This is a genomic window from Brucella anthropi ATCC 49188 (assembly GCF_000017405.1).
Taxonomy (GTDB): domain Bacteria; phylum Pseudomonadota; class Alphaproteobacteria; order Rhizobiales; family Rhizobiaceae; genus Brucella; species Brucella anthropi.
In genome coordinates this window covers 23,528-47,005 of record NC_009667.1, presented here as the reverse complement: position 1 = coordinate 47,005, position 23,478 = coordinate 23,528, and the positions used below count along the sequence as shown (strand labels likewise).

Here is a 23,478-nt window from a genome sequence, read left to right as displayed (position 1 = left end):
CGCCTCGAAGAGGTCAGAGCCATAATATTATCCGAAATTGCATCTGCCCTTTCGGAATCATGCTCCGGAACGGGAGCGAGCTTTCATGATGTAATAAGAATGCATTTCCGGCTTCCGATTGCAAGGGGCCAAGTGCCCGCAACTACAACGAAAATCGGCTCCTCCCAAATGTTCAGTTCCCTCCCTTCCATGATGGTGATTTCTTCGCAAAAAAGGCCGCGATTCCCTCCGCGGCCTCTGGCGTTTCCCATGTATCGGCAAGACGGGTCAGCGTCATTTCGATGACGGCCTCGTCTATCGGCGCGCCCAGCGCATGAACCAGCCTCTTGGAGGCGGCAACCGCTGCAGGCGCGGTGGCAAAATAGGGTTTGATCTCCGCCTCCACCGCCGCATCGAGACGTTCCGCCTCGACCACGTCATGCACCAGCCCGATCCGCCGTGCTTCCTCGGCATCGAACAGTCGCGCCGAAGTGAATGTGCGCAGCGCATTCGCCTGACCGATGCGCGCTACCACATAAGGGCTGATGGTGGCCGGTATCAGGCCGAGCTTCGTCTCCGTCAGCCCGAAGCGCGCGCCGGAAACGCTGATCGCAGCATCGCAGACGCTGATGAGGCCGACGCCGCCGCCATAGGCCTGCCCGTTGATGCGCCCGATCAGCGGTTTTGGCAAATCGCGCAATGCTTTCAGCATGAGGGCGAGCTTGCGCGCTTCTTCAATGCGCTGCGCGCGTGTGGCTTTCACCTGCTCCTGCATCCATCCCAGATCACCGCCTGCACAAAAACTGGTGCCATTGCCGGTCAGGACCACGAGGCGCACGGCGTCATCATCCGCCAGATGCAGCGTCGCCGTCAGAAGCTCATCGATCATCCGACCGGATAGCGCATTATGCTGCTCTGGACGGTTGAGCGTCAGTGTCGCAACGCCGCGTTGGTCTATCGCAATCTGGATGGTGTCAAACGCCTTCATGCGGCTTTGTCCTGACGCAGCGCCTGCGCGAACAAGGCCGCCGACTTTAGCTTGTCCAGATTGAGGCCGGTTTCAAAACCCAATCCATGCAGCATTTCGACGACGGAAACCGTATCGACATTGCCCTTGGCGCCCGGCGCGAAAGGACAGCCGCCGAGCCCACCAACCGAAGCATCGAACACGCGCAAGCCCTTCTCCAGACTGACGCGGATATTGTCGAGGGCCCGCCCGCCCGTGTCGTGATAGTGGCCGGCAAGGCTGTGCGCAGGCGCAATGGCCAGAACGGCATCCAGCATGGCTGCAATCTTGTCCGGCGTGCCACGCCCGATCGTATCGCCGAGGCTTACTTCGTGACAGCCGAGCGAGAAGAGCTGTTCGGTCACATCGGCAACCGCTTGCGGGGCCACCGGCCCGTCATAAGGGCATTCCACGACGCAGCTCACATAGCCGCGAATGGCCAGACCATCATTGATCGCAGCACCGATGACCGGCGACAGCCGCTCGATGCTTTCAGCGATCGTGCAATTGATATTGGCTTTCGAAAAGCCTTCCGAGGCGGAAATGAAAACCGCAATCTCGTCAACATTTGCAGCGGCGGCAGCTTCATAGCCCTTCATGTTGGGCACCAGCACCGAATAGCGCACGCCATCAGCACGGCGAATCCCGGCCATGACTTCTGCGGCATCCGCCAGTTGCGGCACCCATTTCGGGCTAACGAAACTCGTTGCCTCGATGCGGGCATAGCCGCAATCGGACAGGCGGTCGATCAGCGCGATCTTGTCCGCTGTCGGCACAAACCGCTTTTCATTTTGCAGGCCATCACGCGCAGCCATTTCAACGATTTCTACGTGTTCAGCCATGTTCTTCCTCCAGTTCTACAAGAAGGATGCCTTCATTGACCTGATCGCCCGCTACAACAGTTACGGACGCAACCTTGCCGTCGCGCGGCGCGGTCAGTGACAGTTCCATCTTCATCGCTTCCATCGTTACCAGCGGATCGCCCTTGGCGACGCTCGCCCCCTCCACGACGGAAACCAGTCGTACCAGTCCCGGCATCGGTGACAGGATGCGGCTTTCGCTCGAAGCATCCTCTTCCGCGCCAACAGACTGCACATGATGAAATATGGTGTCGCGACCTTCGAGTTGCACCGTCACATCGTGTCCGATGCGCACGACGGACGCCTCCGACACGCAGCCATCAACAGCAAAGCGAACCAGCCCGTTTTCATGGAAACGGATTTCGATAGTGCCGAAAGCAAAGCCGAAATGCCTGTCACCCATGGTCGTGAAGCTGACCGTGTGGCGCTCGCCATGATGATCGATAAGGGCCGAGCGCGATGCCTCACCCCAAAGCCGGAACCCGCGCAGGCTCGACCATGGATCATCCTTTGCTGGCGCATCCAGAAGATCGAGCGCGCCGAGTGCAGCCAGCGCAAATGCGATATCCGAAGGCTGCTTATCGGCAAACAGTGTCGCCGTCTCGCGTGCAATCAGGCCGGTATCGACATCGCCTGTACGGAAAGCTTTAAGATCGCAAAGCGCCGACAAAAATTGGCGATTGGTGACGAGGCCCGCAATCCGGGTCTTGTTCAGGCTCGCATCAAGCCGGTTCAGTGCCTCATCGCGCGTTGCACCATGAGCGATGATCTTGGCGATCATCGGATCATAGAACGGCGTGATCGTATCGCCGGTTCGCACACCGGAATCGACACGGGCATTTTCAGGCGGTGCGAACAGAGCAAGCTTGCCGGTTGCAGGCAGAAAATCCCGCGCCGGATCTTCCGCATAAAGCCGCACCTCGAACGCCCAGCCATCTATGGAAAGTTCATCCTGTCGTTTCGGCAAGACTTCGCCGGAAGCAACGCGCAATTGCCATTCGACCAGATCGAGGCCGGTAATCGCTTCCGTCACCGGATGCTCCACTTGCAGGCGGGTGTTCATTTCCATGAAGAAGAAGCGGTCCGGCCGCAGACCTTCCGAAACATCGGCGATGAACTCCACCGTGCCCGCGCCGCAATAGCCAATGGCCAAAGCCGCCTTCACCGCCGCTTCGCCCATGGCGGCGCGCATTTCCGGCGTCATGCCGGGCGCAGGTGCTTCCTCGATCACCTTCTGGTGGCGGCGTTGCAGCGAACAATCGCGCTCGAACAGATGCACGGCATTGCCATGATTATCGCCGAAGACCTGCACCTCGATATGGCGTGGCTTGGTCATGTATTTTTCGACCAGCACGGCACTATCGCCGAAAGAGGCTTCCGCCTCGCGCCGCGCGCTGTCCAGCGCCGCTGCGAAATCCACCGACTGATCGACGCGGCGCATGCCCTTGCCGCCACCGCCTGCACGTGCCTTGATGAGCACGGGATAGGTGATGCGGTCCGCCTCGCTTTTGAGGAAGGCTCCATCCTGATTATCGCCGTGATAGCCCGGAACAACCGGCACACCTGCCTTTTCCATCAATGCTTTGGCGGCATCCTTCAGCCCCATGGCGCGAATAGCTTTGGCCGATGGGCCGATGAAGACAAGCCCCGCCGCCTCGACGGCATCCACGAAACCGGCATTTTCGGAGAGAAACCCATAGCCCGGATGGATTGTCTCCGCGCCGGTTTCCTTCGCAGCCTTGATGATAGCCTCGACATTCAGATAGCTTTGCGCAGAAATGGCAGGGCCGACGCGCACCGCCTCATCGGCCATCTCGACATGAAGCGCATTGGCATCCGCATCGGAATAAATTGCGACGGTGGCAATACCCAATTCCCGCGCCGTGCGAATGACCCGGCAGGCAATTTCTCCGCGATTGGCAATCAGTATCTTTTTGAACATCTGACGGCCCTTTTACATTCTAAACAAACCAAAGCGCGTCGGCTCGATGGGTGCGTTCAGCGTGGCGGAAAGCGACAGGCCAAGCACTTCGCGGCTCTTGCGCGGATCAACGATACCGTCATCCCAAAGTCGGGCAGAGGCATAAAGCGGATGGCTCTGGCGTTCGAACATTTCGAGCGTCGGGCGCTTGAACTCCGCTTCCTCATCCGCCGACCACGTGCCGCCGGTGCGCTCGATCCCGTCGCGCTTGACGGTTGCCAGCACGCCTGCCGCCTGTTCGCCGCCCATCACCGCAATGCGGCTGTTCGGCCACGTCCACAGGAAGCGCGGCGAATAGGCCCGCCCCGCCATGCCGTAGTTACCCGCACCATAGGAAGCGCCAATCAGCATGGTGATCTTGGGTACATTGGCCGTCGCCACCGCCGTCACCAGTTTGGCGCCATGTTTCGCAATGCCCTCGGCTTCATATTTGCGCCCGACCATGAAGCCGGTGATGTTCTGCAGAAACACCAGTGGAATGTTGCGCTGGCAGCAAAGCTCGATGAAATGCGCGCCCTTCAAGGCCGCTTCGGAGAACAGCACGCCGTTATTGGCGATGATCCCGACCGGCATGCCATAGACGCTGGCAAAACCGCAGACCAAAGTGGTGCCGTAGCGTGCCTTGAACTCATCGAAATCCGAACCATCGACCAGCCGCGTGATAACCTCGCGCACATCATAGGGAATGCGCGTATCGGCGGAAACGACGCCCAGAATTTCCTCCGGATCATAGAGGGGTGCAGCACTATCGCCGCGCGGGATAAACTCACGCTTCTTACTGTTGAGATTGGCGGTAATGGCGCGCGCAATCTGCAATGCATGGGCGTCGTCATTGGCCAGATGGTCGGCCACGCCGGAAAGCCTTGTGTGCACGTCACCACCGCCGAGATCTTCCGCCGTCACCACTTCGCCGGTTGCAGCCTTCACCAGCGGCGGACCGGCCAGAAAGATCGTGCCCTGATTGCGCACGATCACCGTCTCGTCGCTCATGGCAGGCACATAGGCACCGCCTGCCGTGCACGACCCCATGACCACGGCGACCTGCGGAATGCCTGCCGCCGACATCTGCGCCTGATTGTAGAAGATGCGCCCGAAATGGTCGCGGTCCGGGAACACCTCATCCTGATTGGGCAGATTGGCCCCGCCGGAATCGACCAGATAGATGCAGGGCAGACGGTTCTCGCCCGCGATTTCCTGCGCGCGCAGATGCTTCTTGACCGTGACCGGATAATAGGTGCCGCCCTTCACCGTCGCATCATTGCAGACGATCATGCAGTCCCGGCCCGATACGCGCCCGATGCCGGTGATGATGCCACCCGAAGGGGCCGCCCCGCCATACATGCCATGCGCTGCCGTCAGCCCCACTTCCAGAAAGGGCGCCCCCGGATCGAGCAGTTGCGCCACCCGCTCGCGCGGCAGAAGCTTGCCACGCGCGACATGGCGCTCGCGCGCTTTCTCGCCACCGCCATCGAGTGCAATCTGGGAAGCTTCACCCACCACGTCGATCGCCGCCAGCATCGCCTTGCGGTTAGCCTCGAAGCTGGCGCTGCGCGTCGAGATTTCCGATTTCAGAACTGCCATCAACGGGTCTCCTGAAAGAGTTCCCGTCCGATCAGCATGCGCCGGATTTCCGATGTGCCCGCACCGATCTCATAGAGCTTCGCATCGCGCAAAAGGCGGCCCGTCGGATAATCATTGATGTAGCCATTGCCGCCGAGAGACTGGATCGCCTGAAGCGCCATCTGCGTGGCATTTTCCGCCGTGTAGAGAATGCAGCCCGCCGCATCCTTGCGCGACGTCTCGCCCCGGTCACAGGCAGCCGCCACCGCATAGGTATAGGCGCGCGAGGCGTTGAAGGTCACATACATGTCGGCAAGCTTGCCTTGCATCAGTTGGAACTCGCCAATCGGCTGATCGAACTGCTTGCGCTCATGCACATAGGGCACCACGACATCGAGGCAGGCCGCCATGATGCCGAGCGGACCACCCGCCAGCACCACGCGTTCATAGTCAAGACCGGACATCAGCACATTGACGCCCTTGCCGACTTCGCCCAGCAGGTTTTCGGCAGGCACTTCACAATCCTCGAACACCAGTTCGCAGGTGTTGGAACCGCGCATGCCAAGCTTGTCGAGCTTCTGCGCGGTCGAGAACCCCTTGAAACCTTTTTCAACGATGAAGGCGCTGATGCCGCGCGGACCTGCCGACGGATCTGTCTTGGCATAGACCACCAGCACATCGGCATCCGGGCCGTTGGTGATCCACATCTTGTTTCCGTTGAGAACGTAACGATCGCCGCGTTTCTCGGCGGCAAGTTTCATCGAAACGACGTCGGAACCCGCACCCGGCTCAGACATGGCGAGCGCGCCGACATGCTCGCCGGAAATAAGTTTTGGCAGATATTTCGCGCGCTGCTCGGGAGAACCGTTTCGCTTGATCTGGTTGACGCAGAGATTGGAATGCGCGCCGTAGCTCAGGCCGATGGAAGCGGAAGCGCGGCTGATTTCTTCCATCGCAATGCAATGGGCGAGATAGCCCATGCCAGCGCCGCCATATTCTTCTGGCGCCGTAATGCCGAGTACGCCAAGCTCACCCAGTTCACGCCAGAGATGCATGGGAAATGCATTGTTGCGGTCGGTTTCAGCGGCCAGCGGCGCAATGCGGCTTTCCGCAAAACGGCGCACCGTATCGCGAAGGGCTTCGATCTCCTCGCCAAGACCGAAATTCATGCCCGATGCAAACATACTCGTCCTCCACAAGTTCTGCCCGGTGTCCATCTTTTGCAAGACGGCTATGTTCCGGCCAGAGTGTCCCGTGGCGACCAATTAGGCAATGGCTTTGCGTGGCGTTCTGTGGCTATTTATTACCGGATAACGAAATTTTGTTGCGCCCGTTATCCGGCAACTCCAAGCAATTGGAGGGTAATCAAATCAATCCTCATGAAGCTCGGCAATATCGCGATAAAGCTCCAGCGCTTCCGGGTTTGCCAGCGCCTCGCGATTCTTCACATCGCGCCCATGCACGATATCGCGCACGGCGAGCTCCACGATTTTTCCCGACTTGGTGCGCGGAATATCCCGGACCGCCACAATCTTTGCCGGAACGTGGCGCGGCGTGGCACCAGTACGAATCTTGGTCTTGATGCGTGCCTTGAGGTCGTCGTCCAGCGCCACACCTTCGGCGAGGCGCACGAACAGCACCACCCGCACGTCATTATCCCAATCCTGCCCGATACAGAGCGCCTCGGCGATCTCCGGCATCTGTTCGACCTGATTGTAAATCTCCGCCGTACCGATACGCACGCCGCCGGGGTTGAGTGTCGCATCGGAGCGGCCATGGATGACGATGCCGTCATGCTCGGTCCATTCGGCAAAATCGCCATGGCACCAGATATTGTCGAAACGCTCGAAATAGGCGGCCTGATATTTCGCGCCTTCAGGATCGTTCCAGAATTGCAGCGGCATGCAAGGGAATGCCTTGGTACAGACCAGCTCACCTTTTTCGCGGCGCACCGGCTTGCCATCGTCGTTCCAGACATCGACTGCCATGCCAAGGCCAGCACCCTGAATTTCGCCCAGCCAGACCGGTTCGGTCGGAACGCCCAGTACGAAGCAGGACACGATATCCGTACCGCCGGAAATGGACGCGAGATGCACGTCCGGCTTGATCGCTTCATAGACGAAGGCAAAGCCTTCCGGCGATAGCGGCGAGCCGGTCGAGGAGACGGTGCGCAGCGCTGAAAGATCATGTGTCTCGCCGGGCTTCAAACCGGCTTTCAGCACCGCGTCGATGAATTTCGCCGAAGTGCCGAAATAAGTCATACCCTCGGCGGCGGCATAATCGAACAGCACATTGCCATCGGGATAGAAGGGCGAACCGTCATAGAGCAGAAGCGTGGCGCCCGATGCTATGCCTGAAGCCAGCCAGTTCCACATCATCCATCCGCAAGTGGTGAAATAGAAGAAACGGTCGCCATCACGGATATCCGCATGCAGGCGGTGTTCCTTCAGGTGCTGCAACAGCACGCCGCCTGCGCGATGTACAATGCATTTCGGAATGCCCGTCGTGCCGGACGAAAACAGGATACAAAGTGGATGATCGAAAGGGAGCCGCGTGAACTCGACGTCTTTGGCCTTGAACGGTTCCAGAGCCACATCAAGCGCAATTCCCTTTTCAGCGCGGTCAGCAACGGCTTCCGCTTCGCCGAGATAGGTGACAATGACCGCACGTTTCAGCCCCGGCAGCTTTGCCGTCACCTCAGCAACCTTGTCGGCAACTTCGATGCGCTTGCCATTGTACCAGTAGCCATCGCAGGCGAAGAAAAGCTTTGGTTCGATCTGGCCGAAGCGGTCGAGCACGCCCTGTATGCCAAAATCCGGCGAGCAGGACGACCAGACGGCACCGATGGACGAAGCGGCCAGCATCAAGGCCACCGCCTCCGGCATATTGGGCATCATGCCCGCCACGCGGTCGCCCGGCTGAACCCCTTCCGCCAGCATGAATTGCTGGAGTTTCGAGACCAGCGCGTGAAGATCGTCCCATGTCAGGCGGCGCTCGATCTTGTCCTCACCGCGAAAGACGATGGCTTCCTCGCCACCCTCATGGCGCAACAGGTTTTCGGCAAAGTTGAGCCGTGCCTCGGGGAAGAATTTTGCGTCACGCATATGGCCTTTATCGACAAGGGCCGTTTTGCCACGCTCGCCGATAACCTCGCAGAAATCCCACACAAGCTGCCAGAAGCCGCCGCGATCCTCGACCGACCAGCGATGCAGCGCGGCATAATCCGGCAGGCTCAAGCCCGTGCGCTGTTCTGCGCGAATACGGAATTGCTCCAGATTGCTGGCGGCGATGCGCCCCGCATCCGGTTGCCATAGCGGATGGTCATGCGAAAACTGCGTGGGGACTGCGTTGGTGCTCATCATTCCTCCCAGAACCATGTGGAATTAGACCCTCTCTCGATCAACTCCGACACGAGTTTCTAAAAGAGAGTTTCCGATACGTCCATGCTTTTCCCGTGACTTGGCTATCAAAGGCTCATCCCTTGTGTTGCCCTGCACTCAATTGTGATTGCCGGACAGGCAGGCAGAATCTAACCTGCACCTTGCTTTATGGGAAAGCGTAACATAACTACAGCCCGCGTCGGAGTTCATCCTGATGTCCTTCGGTGCAAACGAAATATCCAGTTCTCAGGGCGGGGCGAAACTCCCCACCGGCGGTAACGGACCAAGTGTCCGAAGCCCGCGAGCGCCTGACACGGCAGACGTGTCAGGGTCAGCAGATTCGGTGCAATTCCGAAGCCGACGGTCATAGTCCGGATGAGAGAGAACGAGGTTGGAATCATGCTCGGCTGGACGGCTTGCCGTCTTCGTCCTGCAGTCTTTCTTCCCGTACCCTGAGGTAACAGGCTTGCCAGAGCAAGTTCCGCCTGAAGCGGAACGCTCTGTCCATTTGTTTTGCCGCATTTATGCGACGTCAAATGTTTCCATTTGGCTGCAAAATGCTCCGAAGGAAGAAACCGTTGAGCCAACTTGCCTCTTCGCCAACTTTGAAACCGACCATACGCGGAGCAGCGCTGATGGTCGCGGCCTGTTCGGCCTATGCCGCCGTCAATGTCGCCACCCAATGGGCGGGAACGCGTACCGGTATTCCCTCCGTCATCATCGCCTTCTGGCAATATGTGATCGCGCTAGTGCTGACCTTGCCCCTGCTCGTTCGCGACGGCACGAGAGCCTTGCGTACCAGCCATTTCGGTCTTCACGTCATGCGCGTCGCGCTGGCTGCCGCTGGCGTACAGGTCTGGATTTATGCGCTGACCCATGTGCCGATCTGGCAGGTGGTCGCGCTGTCCATGACATCGCCATTCTTCGTCATCCTGTGCGCACGGCTCTTTCTGCAGGAAAAGGTCACGCCGGCACGGCTGCTGACCACATTCACCGGATTTATTGGCGCGCTGATCATCATCGCACCCTGGTCGGATTCCTATACGGTCTATTCGCTCCTGCCGATTCTGGCCGCGGCGTTGTGGGCCGGCTATTCGGTGATGACCAAATATCTGACCCGTTTCGAAAAGCCCGCCAGCATTTCGGCCTATATGCTGGTACTGCTCACGCCCATCAACGCGGCACTCTGGCTGGCATCCGGCTTAAGCATGTCCGCAATCACCGCGCCGGACGTCGAAATCTGGTCCATATTGATCGTCATCGGCGCATTCACAGCTCTCGCCCAATATTTCCAGACGGCAGCTTATTCGATAGCGGATGCGGTCTATCTGCAACCGTTCGATGACCTGAGACTGCCGATCAACGTGATCTTCGGCTGGATCGTGTTTGCAGCAGCGCCAAGCATCAACTTCTGGCCGGGAGCGGCCCTGATCATCGGCGCATCGCTCTATCTGATGCGGCAGGACAGCGGTACGTCGCGCACCGCCTGATCGATCCGGTGAGGATGCCTGCCTATCGGGAGACGGGCAGGCCGTCGCGCGTGGAACCAGAAAACCCGCTTGAGCCTTCCGATCTGCTGACCCATGCGTCAATTCTTTTCACCAGCCAGCGGTGAACGGGATTTTCGAACAGGTGGTAAGAGGCAATGGCAGTCAACACGCTTGCAAGAACACCTGCAGCGATGAGCAGGACCGCGCCTGCCGTCGCCTCGCCCCATCGTTCCGGAGCAGCTTTGAAGAAAACCATTCCGACCGCAGGATGGAGAATGAAGATGCCGAAGCTGTAACGGGAAAGCCTTGTGAATCCGCGCCATTGCAGCGGTGTATAAATGCCCCGAGTGGATGCGGCATAAAGCACATAGACACCCGCATAGAGGAAGGCCAGCCGCCAGGGGCCTTCAAGCGTGTGCGGTTCGTCCGGCCCGTTTGCCGGGTGATAGAACAGAAAGACAATCAGGCAAGTGGCAAGCAATGCCTTGATTGCCGATGCCGGCATCGGTGGATGTTCCCGGCGAGCAAGCCACATTCCAAAGACAAACGAAGGCAAGGCTCGCAAGACCCCGGCATCGGACAATTGAATGCGTGTGAGTGACAATACGCCAAGCTGTTGCGCCAGATAATCACCGCCCACGGCTGCAGCCATCACACCGACGAGAACCCAGCTCCCGAAACGACGGCACAACATATCGAACAGCGGAAAAGCGAGATACATGGCAAAAAGGGCACTCAACGACCAGCTGACATAATTGTAGGACAAGGTGCGCCCCAAACCCCAATTATGAATCAGCAGTAACTGGGTCAGCCCGTCTCGCCAGCTCATGCTGGGTTCGACCAGAGGATGCAGAATTCCCGCTGCTGTCAGGACAGAAAGAAGCGCGAAACAGGAGAAGGTCACCACGTGCAGCGGATAAATCCGCGCGAGCCGCTTCCCAACGAAAGCTACATAACGCGGCCAGCTCCAGAGATAATTTTGTCTTCTTGCCAGAAACAATCCAGAAACAATAAAAAAGACATCGGTAAAATAAGCAAATGTTAATATAAAAGAATTCAGAATCTCATCATTTACCGGAACCCGGAAAGAAAAATGGAAAATTGCGATTCCTATACATAATAAAAACCGCAACCCATCAAAATCTTGGAGTCTTTTCATTTGAAAACACTGGAACTACTTCACACAATTTCTGTTTAGCAATTTTTTAGGAATTGTCGAGTGCAACTTGAGCGGGAAATAGCGCCATCATGCTAATTTCAATAAGAGCGTCAGTCCGCTGCAGCAAAATGTTCCATCTGGTCGGTAAAGGCTTTCTGGAATGCCGGCCGTGCCGTCGCGCGCCCGACATAGGCCCGGCAGACCGGATGCTGCGCCAGACCGTCGAAATGGTCAACCAGACGCAACACGTCGGCCATCAGAATATCGGCAACCGAAAACTGATCCGTCAGCCATTCGCGGCCTGACAGCGCCTGCTCCATGTGCGCCAGCCGACCGGCAAGGAAGCTGTCCATGAGCTGACGCCCCGGCGTCTGCTCCTCATCACCGGTGAATTTATAAAGGGCGAGCGGCAAGGCGGCCATTTCGACCGAATTCAACGCCGCGAACAGCCATTGTATGACCTCGTTGCGTGCCCTCGGATCAGGCGGCAACAGCGCATCGCTCTTCTCGGCTATATGAAGCAGGATGGCGCCGCTTTCGAAGACCGACATATCACCGTCGATCAGCCATGGCACTTGCCCGAAAGGCTGATGGGTGAAGTGTTCCGGCCCGCGATTCTTGAATGGAACGCCTTCGACACGATAGGGCAATCCGGCTTCTTCCAGCGCCCAGCGCACGCGAAGATCGCGGACGAAGCCACGCGGCATTTTGGGAACCCAGTCGAATGTCGCCAATATCATCTCAGTCATGGGAAATGACATAGCGCTTGGACAGGCTTTGTCCACCGACAGCCATTGTGCCGACCGATGACGGTGTCCGTTCTGGTTAGTTGAGAAGAAACATTTGGTGGAGCCAAGCGGGATCGAACCGCTGACCTCCTGCATGCCATGCAGGCGCTCTCCCAGCTGAGCTATGGCCCCATCAGACCTCTTTCGAGGCGCATCAGGCAGGACTTGCTGCCCGGTGTGGCGGCTTATTAAATGGCGTTTGTCAGAAGATCAAGAGCTAAATCGCAACTCTTTTCACATCTGCCGAAAATAATTCACAGATCACGCCGAAGCCTCATCCGGGATATGCTCCAAACGCAGCGAGGCGACCCGAAGGTCGCCTCGCAAAAGCATCCGGTCTTGACCTGTGTAACAGATCAGCCTTCCTCGTCTTCACCGCCGACGCCGCCGCCGAGAATGCCCGACATGTCGTCGTCCTCGTCTTCCTCTTCTTCGAGGAAGGTGTCTTCATCGTCGTCGCCGAGATCGACATCGTCGTCGTCCATATCCGGCAGGTCGTCGCCGCTGCCCTTGGTTTCGTCGTCGGCATCCTCGAGAGAGACGAATTCCGGCTTTTCGAGTGCCGTATCCAGTTCTTCCTCTTCGGTTTCCTCTTCGACAACGCGGCTTTCAAGCGTGGAGTCGAAATAGGAACGCGGATAGGAAATGCCGGTGTAAGGCGAAACGATCGGGTCGCGATTGAGATCGTAAAATTTCTTGCCCGTTTCCGGGTCGATACGCTTGGTACCAAGTTCAGCTTTTGCCACGTCTAGCCTCGTTAATTCGCACGGGGACACAAATTCATAAAATCGCGCCGGAATGCCTGCCTTGAAGCATATAGCCCTTCACCATGCTGTTCATGGAGCCATATGGCAAGGGGCAAGTCTTAAGCGCGTTTATATTGTTGTCCGGTGCATAAACGCAATTTGGCGCGTTTGTCAAAGCCAAACGCAAAGGGATGTGCAGACTCTTGGCTCTCCCTCCTGATTATGGGTTTCATCCGCACCGCGTATTCGCGGATGACCGCACAATATTACTATGCTAGGGAAGCCCGGCTTATCTCTCAATCCCGGCGCGTGTCCGCGCCAAAAATGTGACTGTGAAAAATCCATGTCCCATTCTGCACCCCCGAAACCAGCAACCGCCCGCCGCTCGGAGGCACTTACGGGCGAAATTCGCATTCCGGGTGACAAATCCATCTCGCATCGTTCCTTCATGTTCGGCGGCCTTGCATCGGGTGAAACCCGCATCACCGGCCTTCTGGAAGGCGAAGACGTCATCAATACCGGTCGCGCCATGCAGGCCATGGGCGCGAAAATCCGCAAGGATGGCGATGCCTGGATCATCAATGGCGTCGGCAACGGCTGCCTGTTGCAGCCCGAAGCAGCGCTCGACTTCGGCAATGCCGGAACCGGTGCGCGCCTCACCATGGGCCTTGTCGGCACCTATGACATGAGAACCTCCTTTATCGGCGATGCCTCGCTTTCCAAGCGCCCGATGGGTCGCGTGCTGAACCCGTTGCGTGAAATGGGCGTTCAGGTGGAAGCAGCCGAAGGCGACCGCATGCCGCTGACGCTGATCGGCCCCAAGACGGCCAATCCGATCACCTATCGCGTGCCGATGGCATCCGCACAGGTCAAATCCGCCGTGCTGCTCGCCGGTCTCAACACGCCGGGCGTTACCACCGTCATCGAGCCGGTCATGACCCGCGACCACACCGAAAAGATGCTGCAGGGCTTTGGCGCCGATCTTTCGGTTGAAACCGACAAGGACGGCGTGCGCCATATCCGCATCACCGGACAGGGCAAGCTTATCGGCCAGACCATCGACGTACCGGGTGATCCGTCGTCAACGGCTTTCCCGCTCGTTGCCGCCCTTCTGGTCGAAGGTTCGGATGTTACCATCCGCAACGTGCTGATGAACCCGACCCGTACCGGCCTGATCCTGACGTTGCAGGAAATGGGCGCCGATATCGAAGTGCTCAATGCCCGTCTTGCCGGCGGCGAGGATGTCGCCGATCTGCGCGTGAAGGCCTCCAAGCTGAAGGGCGTTGTCGTTCCGCCGGAACGCGCTCCGTCGATGATCGATGAATATCCGGTTCTGGCCATCGCCGCGGCCTTCGCGGAAGGCGAAACTGTGATGGACGGTCTCGACGAACTGCGCGTCAAGGAATCGGATCGTCTGGCAGCGGTTGCACGCGGCCTTGAAGCCAATGGCGTCGATTGCACCGAAGGCGAGATGTCGCTGACGGTCCGCGGTCGTCCCGACGGCAAGGGACTGGGTGGTGGCACTGTCGCAACCCATCTCGATCACCGCATCGCGATGAGCTTCCTCGTCATGGGCCTTGCATCGGAAAAGCCGGTGACGGTTGACGACAGCACCATGATCGCCACGTCCTTCCCCGAATTCATGGACATGATGCCGGGACTGGGCGCCAAGATCGAACTGAGCGACGCGCGATGACGCCGTTCATCGTCGCTATCGACGGACCGGCCGCCTCGGGCAAGGGAACCCTTGCCCGGCGCATTGCCATTCACTACGGCATGCCGCATCTGGATACAGGGCTGACCTATCGCGCTGTGGCCAAGGCGCTGATCGACAAGGGGCTGCCGCTCGATGATGAAGCGGTGGCGGCTGACGCCGCGCTCAATCTCGATCTGCGCGAGATGGACAAGGCGGTCCTTTCCGCTCATGCGATCGGCGAAGCGGCGTCGAAGGTCGCGGTCATGCCGAAGGTCAGACGTGCGCTTGTCGAAGCGCAGCGCAATTTCGCCAATGCCCTGCCCTCAAGCGTGCTTGACGGGCGCGATATCGGCACTGTCGTCTGTCCCGATGCAGCCATAAAGCTCTTCGTCACGGCGTCGCCGGAAGTGCGCGCCGAGCGTCGCTTTGAAGAAATCGTGGCACGCGGCGAGAAGGCAGATTTCGCGGAAATCCTGGCGGACCTCAGGAAACGCGACGAACGCGACACGAACCGCATCGATTCTCCGCTGAGGCCCGCTGAAGACGCGCACTTGCTAGATACGAGCGAAATGAGTATAGAAGCGGCATTTCTGGCCGCAAAAAAGCTGATCGATCATGCTTTGGCGCAGCATCGGGGATGAAACCGACAAGTTTTTAGACTTTTTGGATCTCATTATGCCCCGAAAAGCTGGATTATCTTGAGTTCGGACCTATATAGGCTGCACTCATACTGAAAAGCCTGACTTCGCGTTCCACGCGCCGGTTGTCTGCAAAGACGGGGCCGAGGTCGGGCATAACGCAACACTAACCCCCGGCGCCGCATCCGATGAATTTTCCGGATGCACCAGGAGTATTCATGTCAGAATTCAATCCATCCCTCGCAGACTTCGAGTCGCTGCTGGCGGAATCCTTTGCAACGAACGACCTTGCTGAAGGTTATGTCGTCAAGGGCCGCATCGTAGCCATTGAAAAGGACATGGCGATCATCGACGCCGGTCTGAAGGTCGAAGGCCGCGTGCCGCTGAAGGAATTCGGCGCAAAGGGCAAAGACGGCACGCTGAAGCCGGGCGACGAAGTGGAAGTTTACGTCGAGCGCATCGAAAACGCTCTGGGCGAAGCTGTCCTGTCGCGCGAAAAAGCACGCCGTGAAGAAAGCTGGGTCAAGCTCGAGCAGAAGTTCGCCAATGGCGAGCGCGTCGATGGCGTCATCTTCAATCAGGTCAAGGGTGGTTTCACCGTCGACCTCGACGGCGCTGTTGCCTTCCTGCCGCGTTCGCAGGTCGACATTCGTCCGATCCGCGACGTCACCCCGCTCATGCACGTCCCGCAACCGTTCGAAATCCTCAAGATGGACAAGCGTCGCGGCAACATCGTTGTCTCGCGTCGTACCGTTCTTGAAGAGAGCCGTGCGGAACAGCGTTCGGAAATCGTTCAGAACCTTGAAGAAGGTCAGGTCGTTGAAGGCGTCGTCAAGAACATCACCGATTACGGTGCGTTCGTTGACCTCGGCGGCATCGACGGTCTCCTGCACGTGACCGACATGGCATGGCGCCGCGTCAACCATCCGTCGGAAATCCTCACCATCGGCCAGACGGTCAAGGTGCAGATCATCCGCATCAACCAGGAAACCCATCGTATCTCGCTCGGCATGAAGCAGCTCGAGAGCGATCCTTGGGATGGCATCGGCGCGAAGTACCCGATCGGCAAAAAGATCACCGGCACCGTCACGAACATCACCGACTACGGTGCGTTCGTTGAAATCGAGCCGGGCATCGAAGGCCTCATCCACGTTTCCGAAATGTCGTGGACCAAGAAGAATGTCCATCCGGGCAAGATTCTTTCCACCACGCAGGAAGTCGAAGTCGTTGTGCTCGAAGTTGATCCGGTCAAGCGCCGTATCTCGCTGGGCCTCAAGCAGACCCTCGACAATCCGTGGACGACCTTTGCCCAGAAGTACCCTGTCGGTACCGTTGTTGAAGGTGAAGTCAAGAACAAGACCGAATTCGGCCTGTTCATTGGCCTCGACGGCGACGTTGACGGCATGGTTCACCTCTCCGACCTCGACTGGAACCGTCCGGGCGAACAGGTCATCGAAGAGTACAACAAGGGTGAAGTCGTCAAGGCTGTCGTTCTCGACGTCGATATCGACAAGGAACGCATCTCGCTCGGCATCAAGCAGCTTTCCGGCGACAAGGTCGGCGAAGCAGCAGCTTCCGGCGAACTGCGCAAGAACGCCGTTGTGACCTGCGAAGTGACCGCCGTTACCGACGGTGGCCTCGAAGTCCGTCTCGTCGACCACGATCTCGAAAGCTTCATCAAGCGTTCGGATCTGTCGCGTGACCGCGACGAGCAGCGTCCGGAACGCTTCACGGTCGGTCAGAAGCTTGACGCTCGCGTCATCGCTTTCGACAAGAAGACCCGCAAGCTGCAGGTCTCGATCAAGGCGCTCGAAATCGCTGAAGAAAAAGAAGCTGTCGCTCAGTACGGTTCGTCCGACTCCGGCGCTTCGCTCGGCGACATCCTCGGTGCCGCTCTGAAGAAGCAGGAAAAGAACTAATCTTTTCTTCTTCGATCGAACATGAGAAAGCCCGCCTCCTGGCGGGCTTTTTCTTTATCAAATAAATTTATGGTGATTCCTCCGCCACGAAATGGTCACGAACCGGCACAATTTTACGTACTCCACCAATATTGATTCATTATATTCTTTTCCAATTCGGCAGGTGAGCGACTAATAAAGCTTTCTCTGCATTAATCGTGGAGGATAAAAGCTTCCAAGCCGCCTATTCATAGCAAAATATCTATACAGAATTACTTTTGAACGGATTGCATAAGATGATTTCCAGAACCACCACCCTGACCGCAATGCTGCTTTCAACTGCGCTGCTGAGCGCTTCCTTTGCCGTGCCAAGCTTCGCCGAAAGTGCAGCAAAGCCGAATGCCCCGGCGACCGAGAGCACGAAAGCTGCACAACAGGACGCCATCAAGAAGCTGGATGCCATTTCCGGCGATGGCCTCGCAGCGGTGCGCGGCGTTACACTGGCGCGACTGGCCATTTTTCAGGGAACACCCGACCAGGCCAAGGTCATTCTGTCGACGGTCAAGGATGATCTGGACAAGGCGCAGAAAGACACTCCATCCCTGCTCGACAAGATGAAAGCGGCTGGCGCTCCAGCCGACGAAGTCGCCGAAGTTCAGTCGGGCACATTGCCGGTCGATATGGAAGTCGGTGTGGTCGATGACTACAAGCTGACGCCTGAAAAGGCTGCCCACCTGAAAAAGGCCAATGAACATATCCAGCATGGCCGCAAGAAAGAGGCTCAGGATGAGCTGAAACTCGCGGATGTTGATCTGGTGATAACCGAAACGACAGCCAATCTGCCTGCCATCGACAAGGATGTCGATCTGGCACTGGAACAGCTCGGCAACGGCAAATATTACGATGCCAACCTGACCCTCATCAAGGCGGAACATGTGGTGACGATCCGCTCCAACATGTCCGTTGATGACAAGAAGGACGCCAGCAAGACAGCCAATGCACCAGCCGACGCAAAGCCGACTGATGCGGCCAAGAAAAGCTGACCATCGCTTGTGAGAATAAAGGCCGGAATGTGAACCATCCCGGCCTTTTTAAGCAACGCTGAGGATATGGATCAGGCCAAGGCTGATGGTGCCGAGAGCCACGAGCGAAAGTATCGCAGTCAGCGTGACGCGACCGCCTGCCGACGCCACAGAGCGGATATCCACGCCAAGGCCAAGGGCCGCCATCGAAATGATGGTAAGGATGGTCGAGGCATATTGGATGCCGGGCAGGATCGATTCCGGTATCAGGTGCAGCGAATGCAGCGCCATCATGCCAAGAAAGCCGAGGATGAACCATGGCACAAGCTGGAAGAAGCCAGGCTTGGCGTTTGCGTCCTTGTTTCCGGCAAGTAGCGCCAATGCGAGAATGACCGGTCCCAACATCAGCACGCGCACGAGCTTCACCAGCGTGCCGAGCTGGACACTGATCGTCGCGACCGGAGCAGTGGCCGCCAGAACCTGTGGCACTGCATAAACGGTCAGGCCCGCCAGCACGCCATATTGCGTGTGCGACAGCCCCAGAAACGGCACCAGCAGTGGCAGAAGCAGCACGACGACCACGCCGAGAATAGCGGTAAAGGCGATCGAAGCCGCCACGTCCTCGCTTCCCGCGCCGATAACCGGTGCGGTTGCGGCAATAGCGGAATTGCCGCAAATGGAATTGCCGCAGGCGACCAGCACGGCCATCCGATGCGGAAGCTTCAGCAGACGCCCGATTCCGTAGCTGAGTGTAATAGCCAGCACCACAACGCCTGCGATACCGAAAATAAGCCCCGAACCCGCAGCCACCACCGCGCTGGCGCTGATCGACGCGCCAAGCAATACCACTGCAATTTCCAGAAGAAGCTTGGCGGAAAAGCCGATGCCCTTGTTGAAATGCTTGCCGGGACGCAGGAACGTCCGCACGACCGTGCCAAGGAGGATGGCGATCACCAGCGCTTCGAGCCAGGCCCGTCCTGCATAATGTTCCTCGACTTTTTCGAGTCCGATTGCAGCGATAGCAACGGCGACGCTCAAGCCAAGTCCCGGGAGGATGTTCTGGATTTTGGAGTAGGTCATTTTCAGCATTTCAAATCTGACTGTCTGCATTTTTCGCATTGCCCTGCGCAAAACCGCTTCGCACTTTTGCTGGAAATGCTCGTATGAGAATTATTTTCTGATTAGATGCCTGCTTTTCCCTGTTCAATCCATTTCATTATATGGCATATTTCATTTGATAAAATCGAACGATCATCGCTATGACACTGGAACAGCTACGAATTTTCATTGAAGTCGCCGAGCGTGAGCACCTCACGCGAGCCTCGGAAGCCCTGCATCTGACCCCTTCGGCGGTCAGTTCGGCCATCCGCACCATGGAAGATCGCTACGGAGCGACGCTCTTCAACCGCATCGGGCGGCGGATCGAGCTGACCGGTGACGGGCGCATGTTTCTGGACGAGGCACGCGCAACGTTTGCGCGCGCCCGCTCTGCCGAGCGGATGCTATCGGAACTCGGTGGCGGCAAACGGGGCATTCTCGCCATTCATGCCAGCCAGACCATCGCCAGCTATTGGCTGCCGTCCTTTCTGGCACGGTTTCACGCCGCCTACCCCTTGATCGACGTGCGACTGACGCTTGGCAATACGGAAAGCGTTACCCAGGCGACACAGGAAGGCGTCGCCGATATTGGCCTCGTCGAAGGTGCTGTGCAGGCGCCGTCGCTATCAATCAGTAAGGTTGCAAGCGACCAGCTTATTCTGGTGGCGCGCCCCGATCATGACTGGGGTACGGGCGGCAAGCTCACCTGGGATCGGCTTTTCGAGGGAAAATGGATTCTGCGTGAACAGGGATCTGGAACGCGCAGCGTTTTCGAGGATGCGATGCGCGCTTCCGGTTATAATCCAGCGCGACTGCATGTGGCGCTGGAACTGCCATCGAACGAAGCCATCTGTTCGGCGGTGCGCTCCGGTGATTACGTGACGGCCATATCGGAACTTGTCGCCGCCCCGCATCTTGCTGCCGGAACACTGGTAAAGGCGGATTTTGCTCTGCCGCAACGCCAGTTTCTCATGCTGCAGCACAATGATCGCTATAGAACGAAAGCCACCCGGATTTTCGCAGATATGATCGGAAACACGCGCAAGTAAAATGCCTCACCCCTTTTGTTACAATACTGAAAAATTCATCAAATCAGAAACTCTAATAATATATCTACAGCGGAAAAAACCAAAAGAATTGTTATAAACAATTGTTGAAATTGCATACCTTTATACATAATTGCAATAATATAAGCTGAAGATTTAAAAAGAAAAATAGATGAATAGAATAAAAATGAAAATAAACTTTTAGTATCAAAGTCAAAAAGCAGAAAGCAATCACTTGATATAATTATACATATGATATAAATTATCTTAATTACTCTATTGAAGTACTCTTCAAATGAAGAGTACTCATCTATGTCGTCCGGAGTAATAAGAAAAACTATAAAGAAATGAAGAGATGAATAAAAAACAATCATAATATAAATATAATAATTAAATACAACGCTTTCCTTCAGATCTAATATAATCCACCACCATCGCATCATCCAGAAAATTAAATTTAATGTCCAAAGCAACTGTATTTTATTATATCTCTTATCTTTCGGGTGCCGTATAAACCCCGCGACGCTCGCCAGAAGACGAGACATACACAAACTTACAACGACTCCCGTTAAGACACGAACATGAAAAAACTCTTCCGAAGAGTTCGAAATATAATCAATATTTCCCATATTTACTTTCAAAAAAATCAATAAATGCAAAAATAAGCAGATATTCACTGTGAAAAATAAAATTAATTGCGCGCGGAATATCTATACACAGCCAGAATAAACTCTATATCCGCAGGATATTCAATATCTTTCTGATTGATAAAACACGACAAACCAAATCTTGCGCAGACAGACTCAGCGAAGCTGACGCAACAATTCTGGCTGCGGGAAGCAGGTTGACGCCATGCCGTTCTTCGCCTGCCACAGGCCGATGGAGCGGCGGGTCTTGAAGCCGGGCAGACCATCCGGCTTGCCGACATCATAGCCCAGCGCCTGCATGCGTTTCTGCATTGCGCCGATATCAGAGCGATACATGGAGCCGACGTCGCCCCATCCACGGCTGAAATCGCCCGCGCCATAGGCGATACGATCACCGACGTGGCCGATGAAGAGCGCATAGAGATCGCTCATATTATAGTCTTTGAGCACGTAGAAATTCGGGCTCACGACAAAGGCCGGACCGTAGCGACCGGCGGGCATGAGCAGAAAGCCCTCGCCCTTCATTTCATTGGCCGGAAACGGTTTGCCATTCACCCGCGTAATGCCGAGCTTTGCCCATTCGGCAATCGTCTTGCCCTGATCCGGACCTTCCAGCGAGCAGGATACGTTCTGCGGAACGCTCACTTCAAAGCCCCAGTCACGCCCCTTCCGCCAGCCATGCAGCTTCAGATAATTGGCGATGGAGGCAAGCGTATCCGGCACCGAGTTCCAGATGTCGCGCTTGCCGTCACCGTCGAAATCGACAGCATGTTTCAGATAGGAAGTCGGCATGAATTGCGGCTGGCCGAGTGCACCCGCCCATGAGCTTTTCATAGCGGCTTCGTTGATATAGCCCTTGGAAGCGATTTCGAGCGCAGCAATCAGTTCCTTCCGGAACATATCCTTGCGGGTGGCCATAAAAGCCTTGGTGCCCAGAACCTCATAAGCATTGTAGGGAATCTTCACCGTACCGAAGCCGGATTCGCGGCCCCATACGGCAAGCAGGATCGGCCCCGGAACGCCGTATTTCTGTTCGATGCGCTTCAGGAGATTGGCATATTGGCCATAGCGCGCCTTGCCGCCGCTTGTGACCGCGCCCATCGTCTTTGCATTGAAATATTTGCCGGGTGCACCGAATTCCGCCTGTTTCTGCTCTTTCGGTGTCGAAGGCTTTTCGCCGGGGATGACGAGGTCTGGCAGCTTCCAGTTGATCGAGACACCGGCAAAAGCCTGATCGAACACGGCGCGCGATACGCCTGCTGCCTTCGCTTCCGGCCAAAGGTCCTTTTCGAGCCAGTTGCGATACTGGCTTTCAATCTGCGCCTTGGACGGTGCGGCAATGGCGGGAGAAATGGCAAGGCTGGCAAGCAGTGCGAGACCAATCTTCAGGCTATGCTTCCAATTTCCCGCTGCCATGCCTTCTCCATTCGTTCTAAAGGGTGGTTCTTGCCCGCAAGGCGGCAGCAAGCGTGCCTTCATCCAGATAATCAAGCTCGCCGCCGACCGGGACGCCATGGGCAAGCCGCGTGACACGAACGTCGAAGCTCGATAACTGGTCGGTGATGTAATGCGCCGTGGTCTGGCCTTCGACGGTAGCGTTGACCGCGAGAATCACTTCCTTGATCTCACCCGTGGAAACCCGTTCCACCAGTCCCTTGATGTTGAGATCGTCCGGGCCGATGCCATCGAGCGGCGACAGGCGACCGCCGAGAACGTGATAGCGCACATTCATCGTGCCCGCCCGTTCCAGCGCCCAGAGATCGGAAACATCTTCCACCACGATGAGGGTCGTCGGATCGCGGCGTTCATCGGTGCAGATCGTGCATGGATCGGACGTATCGACATTGCCGCAACAAGAACAGATGCGCACCTTTTCGGCAGCTTCCTGCATGGCGCCACCAAGCGGCACCAGAAGCGCTTCTTTCTTCTTGATGAGATGCAGCGCCGCACGACGGGCCGAACGCGGCCCAAGCCCCGGCACACGGGCCAGAAGCTGGATGAGACGTTCGATTTCAGGACCGGCTATTCGTTTGGACATCTTTTAAGGCAATAAGGCAGTAGGGCAGTAAGGCAATAGGGAAAACAACGGCAACGGCGTTTCCGGCAGATAAAACATACTGCCCTACTGCCTTATTGCCATATTCCCCTAAAACGGCAGTTTGAACCCCGGAGGGATCGGCAGACCGGCGGTGAGCGACTGCGTCTTCTCGGCCATGGCCGCTTCGAGCTTGGCCTTGGCGTCGTTATGCGCCGCGATAATCAGGTCTTCGAGGATTTCAACCTCTTCTTCCTTCATCAGCGACGGGTCGATCTTCAGCGCCGACAGGGTGCCCTTGCCGGAAAGCGTGATCGTCACCAGCCCGCCGCCCGATGACGCCGAGGCTTCCATCGTGGCGATCTCGTCCTGCATGGCCTTCATCTTGGCCTGCAATTCCTTCGCCTGCTTCATCATGCCCATCATGTCACGCATGGGTTCACTCCATC

General features: G+C 57.1%; 19 protein-coding genes, 1 tRNA gene and 1 riboswitch. Of the genes, 6 read left to right on the top strand and 14 right to left on the bottom strand.

The features are described from left to right. Positions 1–172: 172 nt before the first annotated feature. The 6 genes from OANT_RS00220 to OANT_RS00195 all read right to left on the bottom strand — a co-directional run bounded on the left by OANT_RS00220 (position 173) and on the right by OANT_RS00195 (position 8,745). On the bottom strand, positions 173–967 hold the full coding sequence (locus OANT_RS00220) for a crotonase/enoyl-CoA hydratase family protein (RefSeq protein WP_011982278.1): 795 nt from the start codon (positions 965–967) through the stop codon (positions 173–175). Then, the gene (locus OANT_RS00215) at positions 964–1,827 is read right to left on the bottom strand and encodes a hydroxymethylglutaryl-CoA lyase (RefSeq protein ID WP_011982277.1); all 864 of its coding nucleotides are present in this window, start codon (positions 1,825–1,827) and stop codon (positions 964–966) included. The genes OANT_RS00220 and OANT_RS00215 overlap by 4 nt, the downstream gene beginning before the upstream one ends. Continuing rightward, a complete protein-coding gene (locus tag OANT_RS00210; RefSeq protein WP_011982276.1) occupies positions 1,820–3,787 on the bottom strand; it encodes an acetyl/propionyl/methylcrotonyl-CoA carboxylase subunit alpha in 1,968 nt (655 codons plus the stop codon). The genes OANT_RS00215 and OANT_RS00210 overlap by 8 nt, the downstream gene beginning before the upstream one ends. A 12-nt stretch (positions 3,788–3,799) precedes the next feature. Next, positions 3,800–5,407, bottom strand: coding sequence for a carboxyl transferase domain-containing protein (locus OANT_RS00205; RefSeq protein WP_011982275.1), 1,608 nt, complete (start codon positions 5,405–5,407; stop codon positions 3,800–3,802). After that, positions 5,407–6,555 (bottom strand): isovaleryl-CoA dehydrogenase, encoded by a 1,149-nt coding sequence (locus tag OANT_RS00200; protein WP_172488795.1) that lies wholly within the window; start codon positions 6,553–6,555, stop codon positions 5,407–5,409. Before OANT_RS00200 ends, OANT_RS00205 begins: the two co-directional genes overlap by 1 nt. A gap of 201 nt (positions 6,556–6,756) precedes the next feature. Continuing rightward, positions 6,757–8,745 carry an acetoacetate--CoA ligase gene (locus OANT_RS00195; RefSeq protein WP_011982273.1) on the bottom strand — a complete coding sequence of 663 codons (1,989 nt, stop codon included), beginning with the start codon at positions 8,743–8,745 and terminating at the stop codon, positions 6,757–6,759. Between the two features lie 259 nt (positions 8,746–9,004). Continuing rightward, a riboswitch (FMN riboswitch) is annotated at positions 9,005–9,157 on the top strand. A 187-nt stretch (positions 9,158–9,344) separates the two neighbouring features. On the opposite strand from OANT_RS00195, the gene OANT_RS00190 reads away from it, so the two are divergent. Further along, positions 9,345–10,256: a DMT family transporter gene (locus OANT_RS00190; RefSeq protein WP_255412123.1), complete on the top strand. Its 912-nt coding sequence runs from the start codon at positions 9,345–9,347 to the stop codon at positions 10,254–10,256. Between the two features lie 22 nt (positions 10,257–10,278). Here the strand turns inward: OANT_RS00190 and OANT_RS00185 are convergent, their stop codons facing one another. From OANT_RS00185 to OANT_RS00170, 4 genes are all read right to left on the bottom strand, one after another. Then, entirely contained in the window at positions 10,279–11,415 is a 1,137-nt protein-coding gene (locus OANT_RS00185; protein ID WP_011982271.1) for an acyltransferase family protein, read from the bottom strand. Positions 11,416–11,525: 110 nt separating this feature from the next. Next, positions 11,526–12,164: a glutathione S-transferase family protein gene (locus tag OANT_RS00180; protein ID WP_029926094.1), complete on the bottom strand. Its 639-nt coding sequence runs from the start codon at positions 12,162–12,164 to the stop codon at positions 11,526–11,528. Positions 12,165–12,259: 95 nt separating this feature from the next. After that, positions 12,260–12,335 (bottom strand) — tRNA-Ala (locus tag OANT_RS00175). A gap of 224 nt (positions 12,336–12,559) precedes the next feature. Continuing rightward, positions 12,560–12,949: a TIGR02300 family protein gene (locus OANT_RS00170; RefSeq protein ID WP_010657838.1), complete on the bottom strand. Its 390-nt coding sequence runs from the start codon at positions 12,947–12,949 to the stop codon at positions 12,560–12,562. Between the two features lie 343 nt (positions 12,950–13,292). Between OANT_RS00170 and aroA the strand changes: the two genes are divergently transcribed. From aroA to OANT_RS00150, 4 genes are all read left to right on the top strand, one after another. Continuing rightward, positions 13,293–14,645 carry a 3-phosphoshikimate 1-carboxyvinyltransferase gene (gene aroA / locus OANT_RS00165; RefSeq protein WP_011982268.1) on the top strand — a complete coding sequence of 451 codons (1,353 nt, stop codon included), beginning with the start codon at positions 13,293–13,295 and terminating at the stop codon, positions 14,643–14,645. After that, complete coding sequence (cmk, locus tag OANT_RS00160; protein ID WP_010657836.1) at positions 14,642–15,286, top strand: (d)CMP kinase; 645 nt, start codon at positions 14,642–14,644, stop codon at positions 15,284–15,286. Before aroA ends, cmk begins: the two co-directional genes overlap by 4 nt. A 215-nt stretch (positions 15,287–15,501) precedes the next feature. Further along, positions 15,502–17,202 (top strand): 30S ribosomal protein S1, encoded by a 1,701-nt coding sequence (rpsA, locus tag OANT_RS00155; RefSeq protein ID WP_010657835.1) that lies wholly within the window; start codon positions 15,502–15,504, stop codon positions 17,200–17,202. 275 nt (positions 17,203–17,477) lie between these two features. Continuing rightward, positions 17,478–18,224, top strand: a complete 747-nt coding sequence (locus OANT_RS00150) for a YfdX family protein (RefSeq protein ID WP_011982267.1) — start codon at positions 17,478–17,480, stop codon at positions 18,222–18,224. A gap of 48 nt (positions 18,225–18,272) precedes the next feature. Here the strand turns inward: OANT_RS00150 and OANT_RS00145 are convergent, their stop codons facing one another. After that, positions 18,273–19,292: a YeiH family protein gene (locus OANT_RS00145; protein WP_172488794.1), complete on the bottom strand. Its 1,020-nt coding sequence runs from the start codon at positions 19,290–19,292 to the stop codon at positions 18,273–18,275. Between the two features lie 170 nt (positions 19,293–19,462). Here OANT_RS00145 and OANT_RS00140 point away from each other — a divergent pair, with 170 nt between their 5' ends. After that, positions 19,463–20,350: a LysR family transcriptional regulator gene (locus OANT_RS00140; protein ID WP_011982265.1), complete on the top strand. Its 888-nt coding sequence runs from the start codon at positions 19,463–19,465 to the stop codon at positions 20,348–20,350. 800 nt (positions 20,351–21,150) lie between these two features. On the opposite strand, the gene OANT_RS00130 is transcribed toward OANT_RS00140, so the two are convergent. From OANT_RS00130 to OANT_RS00120, 3 genes are all read right to left on the bottom strand, one after another. Then, entirely contained in the window at positions 21,151–22,410 is a 1,260-nt protein-coding gene (locus OANT_RS00130) for a lytic murein transglycosylase (RefSeq protein ID WP_011982263.1), read from the bottom strand. Positions 22,411–22,426: 16 nt separating this feature from the next. Continuing rightward, on the bottom strand, positions 22,427–23,032 hold the full coding sequence (recR, locus tag OANT_RS00125) for a recombination mediator RecR (RefSeq protein WP_010657830.1): 606 nt from the start codon (positions 23,030–23,032) through the stop codon (positions 22,427–22,429). Positions 23,033–23,140: 108 nt separating this feature from the next. After that, positions 23,141–23,464, bottom strand: a complete 324-nt coding sequence (locus OANT_RS00120; RefSeq protein WP_010657829.1) for a YbaB/EbfC family nucleoid-associated protein — start codon at positions 23,462–23,464, stop codon at positions 23,141–23,143. Positions 23,465–23,478 lie beyond the last annotated feature (14 nt).